The following is a 19,306-nucleotide window of genomic DNA, read 5'->3' as shown; positions in this document are numbered from 1 at the left end:
GTTAGCCCTCGTCGAGTTCGATCCCGTCGTTTTCGATCCGACGCATGACTTCCTCGGAGTCGGCGTAGTACTTGTTCACCATCGCGGTGAAGCGGCGGTAATCGTCGACGCCGTTTTCCTGGAGATACTTCAAAAAGCGCCGACGGTTGCGCAACTCTTCGAGCAGTTCCGACTGACTCCAGCCGCGTTCCTCGCGGATCTCGTCGAGCAACTCCGAGTTGTTCTGCGAGAAGGTATCGCCGGTCGAATTCCACGAGTAGGTGTTCGAGTAGTCCAGTTCTCCGGTCCGCTGATCGATACCCTCGATTTCGGCGATGGTCTTCGCGCGGCGGACGCGCTGGTCGTCCGTCCGGCCGAGCACCTGCACCCAGAGGATATCGAGCGAAGTGACCATCGGCCGGGGGACGTTGATCGGTTCGTTCTCCAGTCGGTTGATCACCGTCTGGACCGAGTCGGCGTGCATCGTCGAGAAGGTGGTGTGGCCGGTGTTCATCGCCTGGAATAGCGTAATCGCCTCCTCGCCACGGACCTCACCGACGATGATGTACTCCGGGCGATGGCGCAGTGCCGACCGCAGCAGATCGTACATTGTGATGTCCGAATCACCCATCCGCTCGCGGGTCACCGAGGACAGCCAGTTGTCGTGATACAGCGACAGTTCCCGCGTGTCCTCGATGGTCAGCACCTTCGACCGCGGCGGGATGAACATCGAGACGGCGTTCATCGACGTGGTTTTCCCGGCCGCCGTCCCGCCCGCGAAGATCAGCGAGCGGTTGTTCTCGATGGCCAGCCACATGAAGGCGAGTATCTCCCGGCTGACGGTCCCGTATTCGAGCAGATCGATGGGCGTGAACGGTTCGTCGGCGTATCTCCGGATCGTAAATGCTGACCCTTTCGGCGTCACTTCCTCACCGAGTGCGAGTTCGATCCGCGAACCGTCTGGCAGCGTCGTCGAGACGACCGGGTCGGAGACGGAGACGTGCCGGCCGGATCGCTGTGCGAGTTGGATGACGAAATCTGCGAGTTCCTCGTCTTCGTAGACGATGTTTGACTCGATGTCGGTGTACTCGTCGTGATAGACGAACACGGGGAGGTCGGGGCCGTCACAGGAGATATCCTCGATGTGCGGGTCGTGCATCAGCGGATCGAGGCGGCCGTAGCCCTGAAACGCCCGGTAGAGATAGTAGAACAGTCGATAGAACGTCTCGTCCGGGACCTCGACGCCGTACTCCTCCAGTCGGTCGATGAGTTCCTCTCGGAGTGCGTGCTCGGGACTGTCCGCGATTTCCGTGCGGTACAGAAGCGGGCCGCGGATGTCCTCGAACAGTCGGTCGAGCAGTTCTTGCTCGAACTCTGTCAGTTCGGGCTCGACGACGTAGTAGCGGTGTTCGGTCTCCTCCGGATAGTAATTGATCGAGACGAAGGCGAAGGGTGCGTTGACCCAGTATCGTTCGATCTCTTCGTGACCTTCCAGTCCGTCGAAGGTGACGAGTTGGTCGTGACGTTTTGGGTCGTAGTCGGTCGGAGAAACAGTCGAGCCAGTCAGCGCCCGCGCGGTCTGTGAGAGCCACTCGGTGAGACCGCCGGACTCCTCGGTATCCCGTGCGAGCGTTCGACTTCGGTCAGCTGACTCGTCTTGTGCCATGGTTTTTCCCCCGGCCCACCGCAGCGTGGATATGCTCGCTTACCGGGCCAGCTACTTAAATGGCACCCGGGAGCGACGCTTAGGTTGTCGCCGAGCCTTCCGTCCGTTCGAGACGCTCAGTTCGGAGTAACACGATTCCGAAGATGAACTGAAAGGCCACTCCGACCGGCAGCGTGGTCCCGATGTGGTGCTGTACGAGCAGGACGTAGGCACCGGCCAGCAGGATTGCGCTGGCGAGTAAGAGCCCGCCCAGCGTCTTTACCGGGTCGATATCGAGTGACTGAATCCGATCTTCGTCGAGATAGTAGGCGATGCTGAGCCCGAGTGCCACGGTGAACACGGCGGTCCCCGCGAGCCAGAGATAGCTGACGTAGGTTTCGCCGGTGTACACCGGGAAGTCCAGAAAGCCCCAGACCCACAGCGGCCGCGATCCCGGGAGTTCGATTTCGGGGACGAAAAGGAGATTGAGGATGTGAAACCAGAAGAAATAGCCCGATGCCTCCTCGCGGGCGACCCACGTCACCGCCCACGGCGAAATCGCACAGAGCCACGTGGACAGGACCGCGAGTTCACCGGCGTACTCGGAACGAACCCACATACAGTTCTCGGAGCGGCCCCGCCGGTAAAAACTATCGCTGTCGGTCAGAGGTTCGCCCTAATATATTCGGCGAGATCTGTGATCAGGGATTGCTCGTAGGTCCAGAACCCTTCCCATTCCGAGTTACCCGTCTCGATTGCGAGCAACGCAGCGCTTCGTTCGGCGGGGTAGTTCGGCGGTGGCTGATAGAGAACGAACCACGAGTACTGAAAATCGTCTTTTTTGCCGCCGTGCATCGTCACGTCGAGTTCGCTCGTGGGCCGCCAGTCTGGCTTGCCGTAGACGTGTACGTCGACATCTGTGTTCGACACTTTCCGGTAGGCTCGACGCGTCCCCTGTTCGTCTTTGATCCGGGAGAGCTGTTGAAACGACGAGCGCAGGGTTCCCGCCCCGGCCTCGTATGCCCGGCGTTCGATGTGTCTGGAAATGAGGATAAGGAGGAGTTTCTCCGTGTTCGACTCCGGATAGCCGCGAAGTGAAAACTGAACGTCGGTCAACTTGTCGATCACAGCCGGAACCGTCGTCTCGTCGAGTTTCCGGGTACCAGTCAAATACAGATCGGAGTTGACCATCAGAATCGCATCCCGGAGGGCATCCAGCGACGATTGCGCGATTACTTCACCGTCTTCGAGTAACAGGACTGTGTTTTCGGGATACTCCCCGTCGGTGATCTCTTCGACGGCGACACGCTGTTTGGCGAATAGATTCTCGACCATCCGCTGGAACGGTTCGGGCTGGGTTCGGTTGGCCACGACCAGCCTTCGGGCGGGGGTTTCGGGCACCGAGAGGAACCTATCCAGGGACATGCGGTTGCTGGCTGTACACTATCAGTGGGTTTGAATCTGGTGTCGATTATCAGCGATAAATTTCGCACCCAACGCTTATTTACGTCTCTTTCGCTTCGATTGCCCAACTTTATGCGTGTTAGCACAACAGAGTTCGTTCAAAAACAACTGTACGATAGCACTTGTGTAACCGGACACAGTGCTCTCGGCGTGAACGGCTAGTTCAGTACAGCAGTGCGTCGTCGGATTCGACCATGTACAGCGTCCGTGCGGCGATGTTGACGGCGTGGTCGCCGACGCGTTCGAGGTCCCGAATCGTCAACAGCAGACGGTAGACATCCTGCATCGTCTGCTGGATCTTGTCCTCTTCGGTGATGTCCTGTCGTTCGATCAGGTCGCGGACGACCAGTTCGGAGGCCTCTTCGCACATCTCGTCGATATCGTCGTCGCGGTCGGCAATCTCGAAGCAGGCCTCGGCGTCCTCGTCGGCGTAGGCGTCCATCGACGCCTCGACCATCTCGATGGTCTTCGACCCGATGGCCTGAATGTCGACCTCGGGGAAGGTGTCTTTCTGGGCGTCCAGCGAGTAGTCGCCGAGATTCGTCGCGAGATCGGCGATTCGCTCCAGATCGGTGATGATCTTGAACGACGCTGCGATGAAGCGCAGATCGCCGGCGACGGGTTGCTGGAGGGCGATCAGATCGATACACTCCTGTTCGAGTTCGAGATACATCTCGTTGATTTCGTGGTCGCCTTCGATCACCTCCCACGCGAGGTCGTCGTCTTTGTCCTGCAGCGCATCGAGGCCCTTCTGCAGGCGTTCGATGACGAGTTCGCTCATGTAGAGGATATCGTCGGATAGTTTTTCGAGGCGTTGTTGATAACCGTCTCTGGGCATACTTGGACATGACCCTCATCCGGTTTGTAGCTTGTGTGTCCCGCAATTATTCGAGTAGTTCTTTCGTCCGGCGGTGGCGATACCGGAAGAAGGGCTCGAAGCCGACGACGCCGAACGGGCCGACCGCACGCCCGAGCGCGCCGAAGGGGAACTCGTAGCGGACCCGATCCCGGATGATCGTCTCCTCGCCGTCGGCGTAGAACATGTGCGTGTGCTCCCACTCGGGGAACGGGCCCTCGGCCATCACGTCGACGAAGTACGCCGAGCCACCGGACTCCTCGCGCTCGGTGATCTTCGAGACCCAGTCCTGTCGCGGACCGACGTTCAGCGGTCGGACCGACGACCGGATTTCCGCGCCTGCTTCGAGAACGCCCGGATCTGACTCGCCGTCGGGACCGACGACCGATTCGATTTCGAGGTTCATCCACTCGGGTGTCAGCGCAACCAGTCCGGATTCGTCGGAGTGAAACTCCCAGACCTCCTCGAAGGGCGCAGCGACCCGCACCGACCGCTCGTAGGTAGCCATACAGAACGGTCGGCCGCCGGAGAGAAAACGCTGTGGTTGTCAGGGCCAGATGCCGCCTTCTTCGGCCGCCTGGACGACTCGTTCGAGCGCGACCGTGTACATCGCCACGCGGAGATTCGGCACGTCGTACTGCTCGTAGGCGTCGATCATCGAGTCGAAGGCGTCGGTGATGTACCGTTCGAGTTCGTCGTTGACCCGCTGTTCGGTCCAGGGGAACCGCTGGCGGTTCTGCACCCACTCGAAGTACGAGACCGTCACGCCGCCGGCGTTGGCCAGAATATCGGGAATCACGTAGATATCCCGATCGGCGAGTACGTCGTCGGCATCGGGCGTCAGCGGTCCGTTCGCGGCCTCGGCGATCAGGTCTGCGCTGACCTCCTCGGCGAGGTCGGCGTCGATGGCGTTTTCCAGCGCGGCGGGAACCAGCACATCGACATCCATGGTCAGCAACTCCTCGTCGGATATTTCCTCGGTCGCACCGTCGAACCCGGAGAGCGATCCGGTTTCGGCCTTGTGGTCTTTTGCCGCCACGACATCGAGGCCGTCGTCGTTGTAGATCCCTCCGGTCGAATCGGACGCTGCAACGATGTCTGCACCGAGGTCGTCGAGCAGGCGTGCGGCGATCGATCCGGCGTTTCCGAATCCCTGCACGGCGATTGTTGCGTCGGTCAGATCCCAGTCGAAGTGCTCGAAGGCTTCCCGGACGACGAGCATCACAGAGCGCCCCGTTGCTTCGACGCGGCCCTCGCTGCCGCCGCTCTCGATGGATTTCCCGGTGACGACGCCGGGTTCGGTCGTCCCCTCCAGCGTCTCGTAGGTGTCTTTGAACCAGTTCATCTCTCGCTGGCCGGTGTTGACATCCGGCGCGGGAATGTCGCGGTCCTCTCCGACTAGTGGTCGGAGTTCCTCGGCGTACGCCCGGGTGAGCCGTTCCATCTCGGCGTCGGAGTACTCCGAAGGATCGACCGTGATTCCCCCCTTGCCGCCGCCGTAGGGGACGTTGACGGCCGCACACTTGTAGACCATCCAGCCAGACAGTGCCTTGACTTCCGCCCGGTTCACGCCGGGATGATACCGGATTCCCCCTTTGTAGGGGCCGCGGTCGCCGTTGAACTGCGACCGGTAGGCCTCGAACACTTCGATCGATCCGTCGTCCATCTCGACGGAGAGGTTCAGTTCCAGAATCCGTTCGGGATTGCTCAGGCGTTCGACGACATCGTCGTCGAGATCGATGACCGCCGCTGCCTCCTGTACTTGCTCTTGTAGACTCTCGAATGGGTCAGCATCGCCTGTCATTATCTGATCTCTCGCCTAGCAGGCGCAAAAGGCTGACGACGGACAGACGAATAAAAACACCCGCGATATCTGACGAACGGTCACTCGGTCACGTCGATACCAGCCGCTTCTGCCCGTTCGGCCACCTGCTCGGCCTGTGCGATCAACGGTGCGTCGATCATCTCGCCGTCGACGGCAAATACTCCTCTCCCGTCGCGCTCGGCTTCCGCTTTGGCCGAAAGCACTCGTCGTGCCCAGTCGAGTGTCTCCTCGCTCGGCGTGAACGCGTCGTTGATAACCGGAACCTGTGCCGGGTGGATCGCCATCTTCCCGTCGAATCCGAACTGGACGGCTCGCTCGCTCTCGGCTTCGAGATAGGCCGTCCGCTCGAAGTCGGTCACGAGCGTATCGATGGCGTCGATTCCGGCGGCGCTGGCGGCGAGGACGACCCGCTGGCGAGCGTAGCTAATCTCGTCGCCGTCGTCGGTTCGCGTCGCCCCGATATCTGCGGCGAGGTCTTCGGCCCCGACCAACAGCGCGTCGACGCCGCGCTCGTCGGCGATGGCTTCGGCGTCGAGAATCCCGCCGGCGCTCTCAAGCAGCGCGAGCACCGGCCGCTCGACGCCGCGGTCGGTGAATTCCTCTCGGAGACGACCGACGGCGTCCGGGCCGGAGACTTTCGGCAGCATGACGCTGTCGACGGCGTCCCAGTGCCCCGACAGAGCGTCGAGATCATCGATTCCCGAGCCTGCCAACGGGTTGATTCGGACACAGACCTCACAGTCCGCCGTGAGTTCGTCGAGGACCGAGCAGACAGTCTTCCGAGCGCGGTCTTTTTCGCCGGGTGCAACGGCATCTTCCAGATCGAAGACGACGACATCTGTGCCACTGTCCGGTGCCTTCCGGAGGAGATCCGGCTGATCGCCCGGGGAGAACAACACTGTTCTGCGAGCCATACGCCGACGTTGCACCGGGGGGGACAAAAACGGTGCCCTCGACCCGAACAATAAGGGTCTCGAAGCCCAATACGAGGTATGACGGCATCCCCAGCAGAGTTCACTACGAAGGCGACCGGCCTCCAGGATGGCCGGCCAGCCCCCGAGGAGTGGACCGCGGCGTACGGGGAGACCGATTTTGTGCGAGTGCTCGCGGCGCGCTCGGACAGTGGCCGAGAACTCCAGGTTCTGACTGTCGACGCCGATGCGACGGCCAGCCAGCGGTCGGCGTTCGAGCGGGCGCGCTCGGAGTGGCTCACACACGACGAGGCGTCCGTGATCGTCTCGGTCGTTGCTCACGGAGATACGCCTCGGCCGTGGCTCGCTATCGATCCCATACCGCCGTCGACAGCCGAGATGGTGCGATCAGAGCGGGTTCGCTCGCTCGTGATCGATCTCGCGGAGGGGATCTGGTTGATCGAATCTGCCGGAAGCGTCCCACTGCCGAAACGGGACCAGCTTTGTCTCGACGCTCAGACCGGAAGTGCCCGGGTATGCTGGCCGATCGATCCGACTCGACAGTCCGAATCAGACGGCGTCGAACTGGTCGGGGCTGTCGGACACGAACTACTGACCGGGCAGGAACCACCATCGGAGGGTGCCCCCGACTGGCCCGAACGCGGGGATCCACCACAGCTCTGGCGCTCAGTCGAATCCGCGCTCGCGGACGACACACCCGACTCCTGTTACGAACTGAAACGGGCACTGCTGTTCGGCCCAGCGACGCCACCGGTGGGAACACCGGAGGAACCCGCGACGGCCCGCGCCGACGAGTCCGAGAAATCGCCTCCACAGTCGCTCCCGGGACAGGCCAGCCGTCGGACTGTCGTCGGTGTGATCGGTCTGGGCGTTCTCGGCGGGGCCGGTCTGTTAGCACGCGGTGCCGGAACGACGAACTCGGAGGACACCGAACCGGAGGGCCCGCCGGAAGCTTCGTTCGAGTTCGAGCAGGGTCGAACCACGATGACGGTCACCCACACCGGTGGTGACGACATCGAGGCGGGCCAACTCGTCATCAAGAACACGCGAATCAGCGGCACCGGAACCTACCGCTGGACCGAGTTCGAGGCATACGACGCGGAAACCACCGTGAGCGAGGGTGACTCCATCGTCGTCGACCGTGGGGTTCTCAGCATGTGGTACGCCTCTGTCGTCTGGGTGTCCCCGGATGGGGAGACCGAGAAAGTCCTCAAAGAGCGCAGTATCAGCGAGGAAGACCTCTACTCCTGAGATCCGGCGGTAGCTATTTTGGGCCGGCTTTCGACCTGCGGAGTATGACTGGCCTGTACTACGAAGAGTTCGAGGTCGGCGACCGGATCGAACACGAGAAGCGACGGACGATCAGCGAAGCCGACAACCAGCAGTTCTGTGATATGACGATGAACCAGCAGCCGTTGCATCTCGACAGCGAGTTCGCCGCCGAGACGCAGTTCGGCGAGCGCATCGTCAACGGCCTCTATACGATGTCGCTGGCGGTCGGGCTGACGATCCCTGACACGACAGACGGAACGATCGTCGCGAATCTCAGTTACGACAACGTCGAACACCCGACGCCGGTCACGCACGGTGACACCATCCGGGCAGAAACAGAAGTCCTCGACAAGCGAGAGACCAGCGACGGCGAGCGAGGAATCGTAACGATGCTCGTCGAGGCGTTCAATCAGGACGACGAAGTCGTCTGCTCGCTCGAACGGACTGCCCTCTCGCTGAAACGCGACCCCTGAACGCCTGTAGAGAGTATCCCGTCGACGGAAATACTATTCGTCGAGTGCTGCTTCGAGATCGTCGATCAGCGACTCGGTTCCGACGAACAGCGGCGTCCGTTCGTGAATATGCCCCGGGGTCTTCGAGAGCAGCGACTGAGTGCCGTCGGTCGACGCGCCGCCGGCCATCGAGACAATGGCGGCGATGGGATGGCCCTCGAACTGCAGGCGGAGTTTCCCCTCCGGCCGGTCGTCGAGCATCGGATACCCGAAGATCCCGCCGTAGGTGAGCACCTGATTCACGTCTGCGACCATCGCGCCGCCGTAGCGGAGCTTGAGCCGCCGCGACTCGATCTCTTCCACGAAGGCAGCGAAGTCGTCGGTCCAGTCCGGTGCCCGCCCGCCGAAGCCGTAGACGACTGGGTCGTCGGGGACCGTTACGTCCTCGTCGAGGATGGATCGCTCGCCATCTTCGATCAGGTACTCGGTGACAGTCCCATCCGCGGCGGTGATCATCGTCGTCGTCGGCCCGTAGAGGACGTACGCTGCACCGACCAGCGCCTCTCCCGGCGCGGGTGCTGGTTCGTCGTAGACCGCGATGATCGTTCCCATCCCGTTGTTGGGTTTGAGGTTCGAGGAGCCGTCAAGTGGGTCACAGGCGATATGGTACTCCCCGGAGTCTTCGACGATTTCGTCTCGCTCCTCGCTGGCGTAGGAACCGACCGCCGGGATGTCGAGGAGCTTTTCTTCCAGTTGCTCGTCGGCGTAGACATCCGCTGCCAGTTGCTGTTCGCCGCTCGGATTCTGGCCCTCCTCGTAGGAGCGCCGCGTGCCGAGGATCGATAGCACGTCACCGGCAGTGGCGGCGACGGTCTCGAAGATCTGATCGAGGGGTTCGTCCATCGCTACTCCTCAGTTGCAGCGAGGGCTGTCTCGACGGAACTCTCCTCGAAGATGATCTGTTCGAGGCCGTCGAGGATTGCTTCGGGGTTCTCTCGCTGGAAGACGTTTCGGCCGACGGCCAGTCCCGCGGCGCCGGCGTCCATCGCGCCCTTGACCGTTTCGAGGAACTCCCGGTCGCTGGTTTTCGAGCCGCCGGACATGATGACTTTCGTCCGGCCCGCCATCTCGACGACCTCTTCCATCGCTTCGGGGCTGCCGGGGTATTTCACCTTGGCAACGTCGGCCCCGAGTTCCATCGCCTGCCGGGCGGCGTAGGAGATGATGCCGGTTTTCTTGTCGTTTTTGATCCCCTGACCGCGTGGGTAGGCCCACGCGACGACTGGCATGTCGTTTGCTCTGGCGGCCTCGTGAGCGTCGCGGAACTCCTCGGCCATCTCGATTTCGTGGTTCGAGCCCCCGTACAGTGTGAATCCGATCGATTCAGCGCCGACTTCGTCGGCGTACTCGACCGACCAGTTGACCGCCGAGTTCGGTTCGCCCATCCAGAGGTTCGACGTGCCGTTGAGTTTGGCGAGCAGCGTCACGTCATCAGCGTAGTCGGGATAATACCCCTCGGCAACCCCCTTCTGGACAGCGAGGCTGGTCACTGCCGGGTGTTGGGCAACCTCGAAGACGTGTTCCGGATTCGCGCTCTCCGGCACCGCCTCGAAGTCGACCGGCCCGTGTTCGAGTCCGTGGTCGTACGCCAGGATGAGCACCTTGCCATCGCGCGTGAGTGGTGAATCGTCGATAGGTCGCATCTCTACTGTTTGGTCCGGACAGTTACCGTATATGCTTTACTCACCACAGCCACCGTGAGTCAGTCCCCCAGACGTACACTGCTTGCAGTATCAGTGCCAGATCTGCCCGAACTGGATGCTATCGACACCGTCGGCGTCGTCGGTGCTGGCAACATGGGCAATGGAATCGCACAGGTCGCCGCGATGGCCGGCTACGACGTGGTGATGCGCGATATCGAACAGGAGTACGTCGAGAACGGACTGGAGAGCATCGAATACAGCCTCGACCGACTCGTCTCACGCGAGGCGATCGACGAGACGACCGCCGAGAGAGTCATCGAGGCGGGAGATCTCGGCAAGAAGACGGGAAAGGGCTCTTACGAGTACGAATAGCTCGTTTCGCTCCCGGATATCGAGCGCTATCTTTATTGTCTATGAAATTTCACGACTCCATATGATCGATCTCACGATCAAATGTGGCTCGCGCTGTATCCTGTACAGTGTACTCGCCGTGGTTGCACTCGTCCTCGTCCCGCAGGTTTCGGTTGGGGCGATGCCCGCGAGTGCTGTTCTCGCCGCCGTCGGCGTCGCAGCGATGGTGCTGATCGACGACGAGGAGTGCTGTGAGGAGTGTGCTAGCGCCGCATAGCGAAAGAGCAGTCAGCGCGCCAGCGTTTCAGCCGCTATCGAACCGAATCCAGCAGCAATCGCTGTTCGACCCGCTTCACTTCGTGCTGCACGTCTCGCACGGCGTCGATGTTGGCGCTGATCGACGTGACGCCCTCGTTGACGAGGAATCGGACCATCTCGGTATCTGAGCCGGCCTGTCCGCAGATACTTGTCTCGATATCGTGTTCGCGGCAGGTCTCGATGGTCTGGCTGATCAGTTCGAGAATCGACGGGTGCATCGCGTCGTAGCGGTCGGCGACGTTCTCGTTGTTCCGATCCACGGCCAGCGTGTACTGGGTGAGGTCGTTCGTCCCGAAACTGGCGAAGTCGATGCCCGTCTCGGCCATCTGTTCGATGCCGAGCGCGGCGGCGGGCGTCTCGACCATCACGCCCCAGGAGCGCTTTTCGGTGTCGATGCCAGCCTCTTCCATGAGCTGTTTCGCTCGGAGTACGTCCTCGCTGTCGTTGACCAGCGGGAGCATGATTTCGACGTTGTCGTAGCCCATCGCGTACAGTTTCCGGAAGGCTTCGAGTTCGTACTTGAAGACCTCGGGCCGATCGAGACTGCGCCGGATGCCCCGATATCCCAACATCGGGTTGTGCTCGTCTGGCTCGTCCTCGCCGCCTTCGAGTTGGCGGAACTCGTCGGTCGGCGCGTCCAGCGTCCGGGCTCGAACGGGCCGCGGATAGAACTCCTCGGCGACGGTCCGGACGCCCTCGACGATCTGATCGATGTACTCCTCTTTGCCATTGTCCTCGATATATCGCTCGGGCGTCTTCCCCAGCGAGAGGATCATGTGCTCGATTCGAAGCAGTCCAACGCCGTCCGCGCCGGTCGCGGCCGCCCGTTCGGCGGCGTTCGGAATCGAGACGTTGACCTTGACGCGGGTCGCGGTCATCGGCTTGACCGGCGTGTCCGGTCTGACTTCTTCGACGGCGTCGTGGTCGGCATCTTCGTCGGCACCGGCCTCGACGCTTCCTTTCTCGCCGTCGATGGTGATGAACTGGCCGTCCTCTAGCGTCTGTGTTGCCGTCTCCGCGCCGACGACTGCAGGAACGCCGAGTTCCCGCGAGACGATGGCGGCGTGGGAGGTGGTTCCACCCTCGTCGGTGACGATGCCGGCGGCGCGTTTCATCGCCGGGACCATGTCCGGGGTGGTCATCTCCGCGACGATGATGTCGCCCTCGCCAATCTTGTCGAGTTGGTCGACGCTGTCGATGATCTTGGCTTCGCCGGAGGCACGGCCGGGGGTCGCGCCCAGTCCGGAGACGACGACGCCGTCGTCGCCGCTCGATGACTGTGCAGCGGCAGCGCCCCCGTCGGCGACGCCGCCCTCGGCGGCACCTTCGCTGATGGTCGTGATCGGGCGAGACTGGAGCAAGTAGAGTTCACCGTCGTAAATCGCCCACTCCACGTCCTGTGGCTCGCCGTAGTACTCCTCGATCATCTCGCCGGTCTCACGGAGTTCTTCGAGTTCGGCCTCGGAGAGTACCTGTTCGTTCTGTTTGTCGGCGGGCACCTCGCGCTCGACGGTTTCGCCGGTCTCCTCGTCGCGGACGTGCATCACCTTCTTCTCGGCGACAGTCTGCTGCTGGAGTTCGCCGGAGTTGCGGTCGACGATGTAGTTATCCGGCGTGACCGCCCCGGAGACGACGGCTTCGCCGAGTCCCCACGCTGCCTCGATGGTGACGACCGGCGCGCCAGTGGAGGGGTGGCTGGTGAACATGACGCCGCTTTTGTCGGCATCGACCATCTGCTGGACAACGACCGCGATGTCGACGACTTCCTCGGCGAAGCCCTGTTCCTGTCGGTAGTAGAGCGCACGCTGGGTGAACAGCGAGGCCCAGCACTCCCGAACTTTGTCGACCAGATCTTCGCCGGTGACGTTGAGGAACGTCTCCTGCTGGCCGGCAAACGAGGCGTCTGGGAGGTCCTCTGCGGTTGCAGAGGAGCGGACCGCCACAGGGACCTCGTCGCCGAGTTCGTCGTAGGCACCGAGAATCTCCTCGTGGAGGTCGTCGGGCATCGGCGTCTCGCGGATCAGTTCCTGAGCGGCGTCGGCCGCCTCCGCGAGCGCTGCCGAGTCCTCGGTCTCGATATCAACGAGCTCGAACAGTTCTTCGTCGATGCCAGTTGCCTCGATGAATGAGCGGTACGTATCCGCCGTCACGACGAACGCGGGTGGGACCGGCAGGCTCGCGGAGGTCATCTCCCCGAGCGATGCCGCTTTCCCACCGACGGTTTCCAGGTCATCTCCCCGGATGTCGTCCAGCCAGAGTACAGCCATGTACGTGCTCGTAGCATCAGCGACGAACGTAATGAAGCTTCTGAACCGCTGCCGAGTAGTGACTGTGTTGTTACCGATTCACATTGGTCTACAGGACTCAATCGAGGACCTCAGACCTCGATGATCCCGTCGTCCTCGTCTTCGGGGACCGCAAGCTCTCCGTCGAGTGTCGTCAGCGCGGTTCCACCGACGCTTGGCTGGGCTTCGACGGTCGCCCGCACCGTCGCCGGCCGGTCGAGAAACATCCCGGACTCGACGGCGATCTCCTCGCGCTCGCCGTCGAAGACAGCGTGGTCCGCGAGATGCGCCGTGCAGGCGGCGACGCCGACGCCGCTTGCCGCTCGCTCACAGCCGCGTGCCTCCGGATCGAATACGCGTGCATGAACGTCTGTCTCCGCGGCGAGCGTGTCGAATGTGAACGCAACGAGTCGGCTCGCGTCCACGTCGTCGAGAAGGTGAGCAACCGTCCCCGTGTCGGGCACCGCGCCCGAGACGTGTTCGAGGAAGTTGACGGCGACCAGCAGCGTGCCGCCGAAGGAGTCCACGCGCGCGACCGGAAGGTCAGCACCCACGTCTTCCAGTGCCGCCACGTCGACGCCGATCGCGTCTGCGATCCAGTCGGCGTCGACGGCCGGCAACTCCGGTGTTGCGGTCGGGATATCGACGGTTACCGTGCCGTGTTTGTCGAGTTCGACGCCGAACGGACCGGCGGGGCTACTCTCGCCGGCGACGGCGAGTTCGTACGCGCTGGGGTCGAGTGCGCCGCGGTTGTAGAGGCCGGCCGCCCCCGCTGTCGCCGCCGAGACGACGGCCTGCGAGCCGTCACAGTCGGTGTACTCGATGGTCTCGCCGTCGACCGAGACGACGCCACTCGTTCCGAGTTCGCTCGCGACCCGGGCGTGCTGACTCCCGGACATCGATCCCGATGGATCGATCGCGACCGACCGGCCGCCGGTCGGTTCGTCGGCGAACGCGTCGACTAACAGAACCGCTTGCCGTTGCATACCCTCATCGTCTCCCGCCGTTGGAATGAAGCTGTTGCTCGCGTGTTTCCCGGTCAGAGAGTGACCGACATCATTTACACGACCTGACCGAGTCTACTCAGATATGTCAGAGTTCGCCTTCTCCGGGTCGGGACTTGGACTCGCTGGCGGCACACTGATGCTGTTGATCGGTGCCGGCGCGCTCGTCAAAACCCGCCAGGAGTTCGGCCCCGCGCTGGCGATTTTCAGAAACGACCCGCTGGCGGTACAGGATCTGGTCTATCACGACGGCCCGGCCGAAGTCGAGGGAATCGCCCGCGGCGACGAGAAGGGTGTCGAAGCCCCCTTTACCGGCACTGTCTGTCTCGCCTACGAGTACGAAGTCCAGGAGTACCGCAGCAGCGGGAAGAGCAGCTACTGGAAGACACTGGACGAGGGGACGAATTCGGTTCCGTTTCTCGTCGAGGACGACACCGGTCGGGTTCAGATCGACGGCGCTAATGCCGAACTGCACCTCAGTTCGGAGACGCTTGAACTCTCTCCCGGGGAGGAACCGCCCGCACGGATTGACCAGTATATCCAGCAGACCGACGACATCGAGCAGCAGGACAGCACGCTCGACCTCGGCATCACCGAACTCAACTTCGGCAACAAACAGCGATTCATCGAACGCCGCCTCGACATCGACGAATCTGTCCACGTCTACGGGACTGTCGGGCGCGCGCCGGCGGGTGAGTGGGGGAGTGATCTGGTCGATGCGATGCTGACGAGCAGCGAGAAGACGCCGCTGGTCATCTCCGACGGTTCGGAACGGGACACGGCGTGGCGAATCGTCAAGGGCCATCTGGGCTGGCCGCTGCTCGCGCTGGGGTGTTTGCTGATCGGGCTGTACGGGATTGCGCTCGGAATCGGGCCGCTCCTGGCCTGATCAGGATCAGGCGTTTAGAATCTGCTTGAGAATCTCGGCCGCATCGTCGAGTGCGTCGTCGAGTTCGTCGGCGTTGGGACCGCCGCCCTGTGCGAAATCCGGCGGGCCGCCGCCGCCACCACCGACGCGGGCAGCGAGTTCGCCGACAACGTCGCCGGCATCGACACCGACACCGTCAGGGACTGCGACGACGAACTGCGCGCCCTCGGCACCGGAACCGACCACCGCGACCTTTCCGTCCTCGACCAGCGCATTCGCCGTCGCGCGGAGTTCGTCCATGTCGGCGTCGAGGCGCTGGATCACTGCCGTCGTTCCGTCCAGGTCGACTTCCTCGCCGCCGCCAGACCCACCCGCGCGGGCCGCCGCCAGTTCTTCTTTCAGTTCGTCGATGCGCTTGCCTCGCTGTTTCCACTCGTCGAAAAAGCGCTGGGCGGTTTCCGGCACGTCCTGTGGTGTCACGTCCAGAATCTCCGCCGCCTCCAGTAGCGCGTCCTCGGTCCGCTGGCTCGCGTCGACCGCCGCGTCGCCCGCGGCGTAGGTAAAGCGGATCACGCCGTCCTGGATTCGCTCGGTGCCGAGAATCTTGATCGAACCCACGTCGCCAGTCCGAGAGACGTGTGTGCCACCGCAGGCTTGCGTGTCCTCTTCGGCGTGGATCAGTCGGATCTGCTCGCCTTCCGGAATCCCGCCCTGGTAGATGTCGAAGCCGTACTCCGCCTCGGCGTCATTGCGGTCGACCCACTCCTGTTCGACCGGAGCATTCTCCATCACGAACTCGTTGGCCAACTGTTCGATCTCTTTGACCTGCTCGCGAGTGACCGACTCGTAGTGTTTCAGGTCGATCCGGGCGCTGTCGGTACTCTTCTGGGCACCGGCCTGTCGGATGTGGTCGCCGAGGATTTGTCGGGCCGCGTGGCCGACGAGGTGGGTTGCGGTGTGGTGGCGCATGTGCTGGCGGCGTCGGCGGGAGTCGATCTGTCCGCGGACGAACTCGCCTTTGCCGGGGTCTGCGTCGGCCCGGTGAACGATGACGTTCCCGACACGCTGTACGTCGGTCACGTCCGCCGTCACGTCGTCCGTCGAGAGGGTTCCGTGGTCGGCGGGCTGACCTCCGCCCTCGGGATAGAACATCGTCTGGTCGAGGACCACGTCGTACTCGTCCTCTCGCTCGAAGACATCCAGCACGACTGCCTCGAAGTCCGTGCGGTTCTGGTCCTCGTAGTAGAGCCGCTCTGTTTCGGGCAGGTTGGTGAACTCCTCGGGGTCGAACTCCCCGTCGTCGGCCTCCTCCTCTCCCTCCTGGCCGTGTCGCTTGGCGACCAGCGAGTAGAAGTCGTCGGGCACGTCCACGTCGGCGTGGTGATCCGACGCAATCTCCTCGACGGTGTCCGGTTGGATCCCGTGGGAGTCGTACAGTTCGACCAGTTCGTCTCGCGGAATCGGTTCGCCCTCGCGGGCGTACTCCTCGGCCAACTGCTCGACCCGGCGGGTCCCGCGTTCGAGCGTCTCACGGTACTTCTCGACCTCGGTGCGGACCACGTCACGGATCGTATCGCGGTTCTCGTAGTCCAGGCGGTCGGCCTGCATGTCGACGAGTTCGTCCAGCGGCGCGTCCACGCCAACGGTGTCGACCAGCCGTTTTGTGCGGCGTAGCACCATCCGGACGAGATAACCGGTGCCGACGTTCGACGGGACGATGCCGTCGCCGAGCATGTACGCCAGCGTCCGGCAGTGATCCGCAATCGCGTAGATCTGTTCGAGCGGTTCGACGAGGTCACGCAGACGCTCCACATCGACACCGAGTTCGTCGGCGATGTCGCCACGGGCGGCCTCCACGTCGTCCACGTCGTCGATATCGAGATTCCCGGAGAGTCGGGCAGCGCCGTGGACGAGTTGCTCTTCTTCCTCGGTGTACTCGATACCCGCGTTCTCCCGCAGGAAGTCGATCATCTCGGGGTAGATGGCCTCGTAGACTGTCGCCGTCCCCTGGCTCATCCAGGTCCAGCGCTCCAGGCCGTAGCCGGTATCGACGACGTAGGTGTCCATCTTCGAGTAGCGGTTGCCGTCCTTGAGCAGGTACTCCCCCTCGTCGTCCTGCTCCATGGACATGAAGACGAGCGTCGCCAGTTCGAGACCCTTGTAGATGACCTCGATTGCCGGGCCTGCGTTGCCGCCGCCGACCCACGGATCCTCGATGTAGGTGACTTCCTCGATATCGGCTCCCAGTTCCTCTAGCAGCGTATCGCAGTACTCGACGGTCTGGTCCTTCCAGTACACTTCGCCCGAGTAGGCGTACTCGCCCTCCACGTCCTCGCGGGCGTTGAAGGCGTGGTGGGCCATCATCTCGAAGGCCATCGTGTGCCGGCCGGTCTTGCCGACGTTGTCGATGTCCTGCATCCGGATGCAGGGCTGGCTGATCGTCAGCGGATTCGCCGGCGGCGGGGTCTGCCCGCTCGTGACCAGCGGCTGGAAGTCGTAGATCGATGCCTGTGTCAGGAGCACGTCGTCGCGCCAGCGGTTGGCCGCGACCGGGTACGGATCGATCCGGGAGTGGCCGTGCTCTTCGAAAAAGGAGAGATAGGCCTCCCGCATCTCCGCGAGGGTGTACTCCTCGGCGAAACCCGGGTCGTCGATAAAGCCGTAGGTGTCACACGGCGGTTCGCCGCAGGTGTCCCGCGTCTCGTCGCGGGTCCAGAATCGTGCTCCGCATTCCGAGCATTCCAGGCGGTGAAACCCGTTTTCCTCGAAATACGTGAGTTCGTATTCCTCGTCGAGATCGCTCATTCGTTGGCACGTATTTGGCGAGCGTTCGGGTAAAACAGTTCCGAACACGCTCCTGCTGGCGGTCCCCCCAGCCGCGACTGGCCACCGTCAGTCGAACTGTTCGTGGACCGCCAGTCCCTCCGCTTCGAGAATCGGCCCCTCGACGGTCGCTTCGCCGCCCTTAGCCTCGATCAGTTCCGCACAGGTGAACCCACTCGGTGTTCCGCGCAGATCTGCGAGCGCCCCCGTCGAGACGCTGAAGACGACCCGGTCGAGTTCCGCGTAGTGGACCGCTGTCGAACACATTTCACATGGCTCCGTGCTCGTGTACATGGTGCAGTTCGCCCGTTCCTCTTCGTCGAGTTCGCGCGCGGCCCACCGAGCGAGTTTGAGTTCCGGGTGGGCCGTGATGTCCGCCTCGGTGACGGTCGTGTTCCGGGAGCGCCGGACGACTTCGTCATCGATCACGAGCAGCGATCCGAACGGGGTGTTCCCCTTCTCGACGCTCTCCTCGGCGAGTTCGATGGCTTCACGGATGTACTGCTCGTCGACCATCTTACTCTTCCAGCGCCAGCGACGCCAGCAGTGCCTCCAGTTGGATGCGCTCGTTGGCTCCTTCGGTGATCCGGTAGTCGGCTTCACCGATCCGGTCGAGCACGCGCACCGCGGCCTCGTCTTCGAGTCCAAACTCCCAGACAGAGCGGTGGAGTTGGTCGATGATATCGCCGCCAGCGATCCCTTCCTCGGTCAGCAGTCGATCCAGTTGGGTCCGCGAGGCAGTGAAGTCGCCGTCGAGTGCGAGCGTCACCATCTCCTCGATGTCTTCCGGGCGAGCGGTGCTCGTAATCTCGAAGACGGCCTCCTCGTCGACGACACTACCGGTGACGGCGGCGGCCTGCAGTCCGTTGATCGCCGCGCGCATGTCCCCGCCCGCGACGTAGACCAGTGCGTCGACTCCATCTTCCGTGAGTTCGATGTCTTGGTCCTCGGCAATCCGCCGGACCTGCGTCTCGATGGCCTCGTCCGACAACGGCGAGAAGCGGAAGACGGTACAGCGCGACTGGATTGGGTCGATAATCTGTGAGGAGTAGTTACAGGAGAGGATGAACCGGACGTTGTTCGAGAACTGCTCCATCGTCCGCCGGAGTGCTGACTGGGCGTCCGAGGTGAGGGCGTCAGCTTCGTCGAGGAAGATGATGCGGTAGTTGACGCCGCCGAAGGAGGTTCGCGCGAAGCTTTTGATACGATCACGAACCACGTCGATGCCGCGCTCGTCGGAGGCGTTCAGTTCGAGAAAGTGTTCTTGCCAGTCCTCGCCGTAGAGTTCTTTGGCAATCGTCACGGCCGACGTGGTCTTGCCGACGCCTGCCGGGCCCGCGAACAGCATATTCGGGATATCATCTCTCGTGACGTAACTCTCCAGTCGCTCGACGATTGATTCCTGCCCGACGATATCAGAAAACTGCTCTGGCCGGTACTGTTCGAGCCAGATTTCCTCGCGGCCGGCCCCCGCGTTATCAGCCTCGCTCATGAGAGTGTCGAAGAACGGGCAGCCAATAAACCCCCCG

General features: G+C 62.6%; 18 protein-coding genes and 1 pseudogene. 5 read left to right on the top strand and 14 right to left on the bottom strand.

Annotated features, from left to right (window positions below):
* Position 1: 1 nt before the first annotated feature.
* The 7 genes from V8P86_RS05160 to V8P86_RS05130 form a co-directional block, all read right to left on the bottom strand.
* Positions 2-1,645, bottom strand: a complete 1,644-nt coding sequence (locus V8P86_RS05160; protein ID WP_336326169.1) for a type II/IV secretion system ATPase subunit — start codon at positions 1,643-1,645, stop codon at positions 2-4.
* Between the two features lie 79 nt (positions 1,646-1,724).
* On the bottom strand, positions 1,725-2,243 hold the full coding sequence (locus V8P86_RS05155) for a DUF7549 family protein (protein ID WP_336326168.1): 519 nt from the start codon (positions 2,241-2,243) through the stop codon (positions 1,725-1,727).
* Between the two features lie 44 nt (positions 2,244-2,287).
* Positions 2,288-3,049, bottom strand: a complete 762-nt coding sequence (locus tag V8P86_RS05150; protein WP_336326167.1) for a DICT sensory domain-containing protein — start codon at positions 3,047-3,049, stop codon at positions 2,288-2,290.
* Between the two features lie 202 nt (positions 3,050-3,251).
* Entirely contained in the window at positions 3,252-3,926 is a 675-nt protein-coding gene (gene phoU / locus V8P86_RS05145) for a phosphate signaling complex protein PhoU (RefSeq protein ID WP_336326166.1), read from the bottom strand.
* Between the two features lie 46 nt (positions 3,927-3,972).
* A complete protein-coding gene (locus tag V8P86_RS05140) occupies positions 3,973-4,452 on the bottom strand; it encodes an SRPBCC family protein (RefSeq protein WP_336326165.1) in 480 nt (159 codons plus the stop codon).
* 39 nt (positions 4,453-4,491) lie between these two features.
* A complete protein-coding gene (locus V8P86_RS05135; RefSeq protein ID WP_336326164.1) occupies positions 4,492-5,748 on the bottom strand; it encodes a Glu/Leu/Phe/Val family dehydrogenase in 1,257 nt (418 codons plus the stop codon).
* Positions 5,749-5,828: 80 nt separating this feature from the next.
* The gene (locus tag V8P86_RS05130; RefSeq protein WP_336326163.1) at positions 5,829-6,683 is read right to left on the bottom strand and encodes an HpcH/HpaI aldolase/citrate lyase family protein; all 855 of its coding nucleotides are present in this window, start codon (positions 6,681-6,683) and stop codon (positions 5,829-5,831) included.
* A gap of 78 nt (positions 6,684-6,761) precedes the next feature.
* Here V8P86_RS05130 and V8P86_RS05125 point away from each other — a divergent pair, with 78 nt between their 5' ends.
* Positions 6,762-7,952, top strand: coding sequence for a hypothetical protein (locus tag V8P86_RS05125; RefSeq protein WP_336326162.1), 1,191 nt, complete (start codon positions 6,762-6,764; stop codon positions 7,950-7,952).
* Positions 7,953-7,996: 44 nt separating this feature from the next.
* Positions 7,997-8,446: a MaoC family dehydratase gene (locus V8P86_RS05120; protein WP_336326161.1), complete on the top strand. Its 450-nt coding sequence runs from the start codon at positions 7,997-7,999 to the stop codon at positions 8,444-8,446.
* Positions 8,447-8,479: 33 nt separating this feature from the next.
* On the opposite strand, the gene V8P86_RS05115 is transcribed toward V8P86_RS05120, so the two are convergent.
* The gene (locus tag V8P86_RS05115; protein ID WP_336326160.1) at positions 8,480-9,328 is read right to left on the bottom strand and encodes a class 1 fructose-bisphosphatase; all 849 of its coding nucleotides are present in this window, start codon (positions 9,326-9,328) and stop codon (positions 8,480-8,482) included.
* Positions 9,329-9,330: 2 nt separating this feature from the next.
* Complete coding sequence (locus V8P86_RS05110; protein ID WP_336326159.1) at positions 9,331-10,128, bottom strand: class I fructose-bisphosphate aldolase; 798 nt, start codon at positions 10,126-10,128, stop codon at positions 9,331-9,333.
* 102 nt (positions 10,129-10,230) lie between these two features.
* Here V8P86_RS05110 and V8P86_RS05105 point away from each other — a divergent pair.
* Both V8P86_RS05105 and V8P86_RS05100 read left to right on the top strand, forming a co-directional pair.
* Positions 10,231-10,449, top strand: a pseudogene (locus tag V8P86_RS05105) (3-hydroxyacyl-CoA dehydrogenase NAD-binding domain-containing protein); the annotation flags it as partial.
* A gap of 112 nt (positions 10,450-10,561) precedes the next feature.
* Positions 10,562-10,756 carry a hypothetical protein gene (locus tag V8P86_RS05100; RefSeq protein ID WP_336326158.1) on the top strand — a complete coding sequence of 65 codons (195 nt, stop codon included), beginning with the start codon at positions 10,562-10,564 and terminating at the stop codon, positions 10,754-10,756.
* A 34-nt stretch (positions 10,757-10,790) separates the two neighbouring features.
* On the opposite strand, the gene ppsA is transcribed toward V8P86_RS05100, so the two are convergent.
* Complete coding sequence (ppsA, locus tag V8P86_RS05095; RefSeq protein ID WP_336326157.1) at positions 10,791-13,064, bottom strand: phosphoenolpyruvate synthase; 2,274 nt, start codon at positions 13,062-13,064, stop codon at positions 10,791-10,793.
* Positions 13,065-13,174: 110 nt separating this feature from the next.
* A complete protein-coding gene (locus tag V8P86_RS05090) occupies positions 13,175-14,068 on the bottom strand; it encodes a PhzF family phenazine biosynthesis protein (RefSeq protein ID WP_336326156.1) in 894 nt (297 codons plus the stop codon).
* Positions 14,069-14,171: 103 nt separating this feature from the next.
* Between V8P86_RS05090 and V8P86_RS05085 the strand changes: the two genes are divergently transcribed.
* Positions 14,172-14,975 (top strand): GIDE domain-containing protein, encoded by an 804-nt coding sequence (locus tag V8P86_RS05085; RefSeq protein WP_336326155.1) that lies wholly within the window; start codon positions 14,172-14,174, stop codon positions 14,973-14,975.
* 6 nt (positions 14,976-14,981) lie between these two features.
* Here V8P86_RS05085 and alaS read toward each other — a convergent pair whose 3' ends face one another.
* The 3 genes from alaS to V8P86_RS05070 all read right to left on the bottom strand — a co-directional run bounded on the left by alaS (position 14,982) and on the right by V8P86_RS05070 (position 19,269).
* Entirely contained in the window at positions 14,982-17,759 is a 2,778-nt protein-coding gene (gene alaS / locus V8P86_RS05080; RefSeq protein WP_336326154.1) for an alanine--tRNA ligase, read from the bottom strand.
* Between the two features lie 87 nt (positions 17,760-17,846).
* Positions 17,847-18,293 (bottom strand): nucleoside deaminase, encoded by a 447-nt coding sequence (locus tag V8P86_RS05075; protein WP_336326153.1) that lies wholly within the window; start codon positions 18,291-18,293, stop codon positions 17,847-17,849.
* 1 nt (position 18,294) lies between these two features.
* The gene (locus V8P86_RS05070) at positions 18,295-19,269 is read right to left on the bottom strand and encodes a replication factor C small subunit (RefSeq protein ID WP_336326152.1); all 975 of its coding nucleotides are present in this window, start codon (positions 19,267-19,269) and stop codon (positions 18,295-18,297) included.
* Positions 19,270-19,306: the final 37 nt, after the last annotated feature.

The sequence above is a fragment of the Halovenus anhuiensis genome, assembly GCF_037080055.1.
Taxonomy (GTDB): Archaea; Halobacteriota; Halobacteria; order Halobacteriales; family Haloarculaceae; genus Halovenus.
The sequence above is the reverse complement of the archived record's forward strand: the minus strand, read 5'-3'. Positions and strand labels throughout refer to the sequence as shown.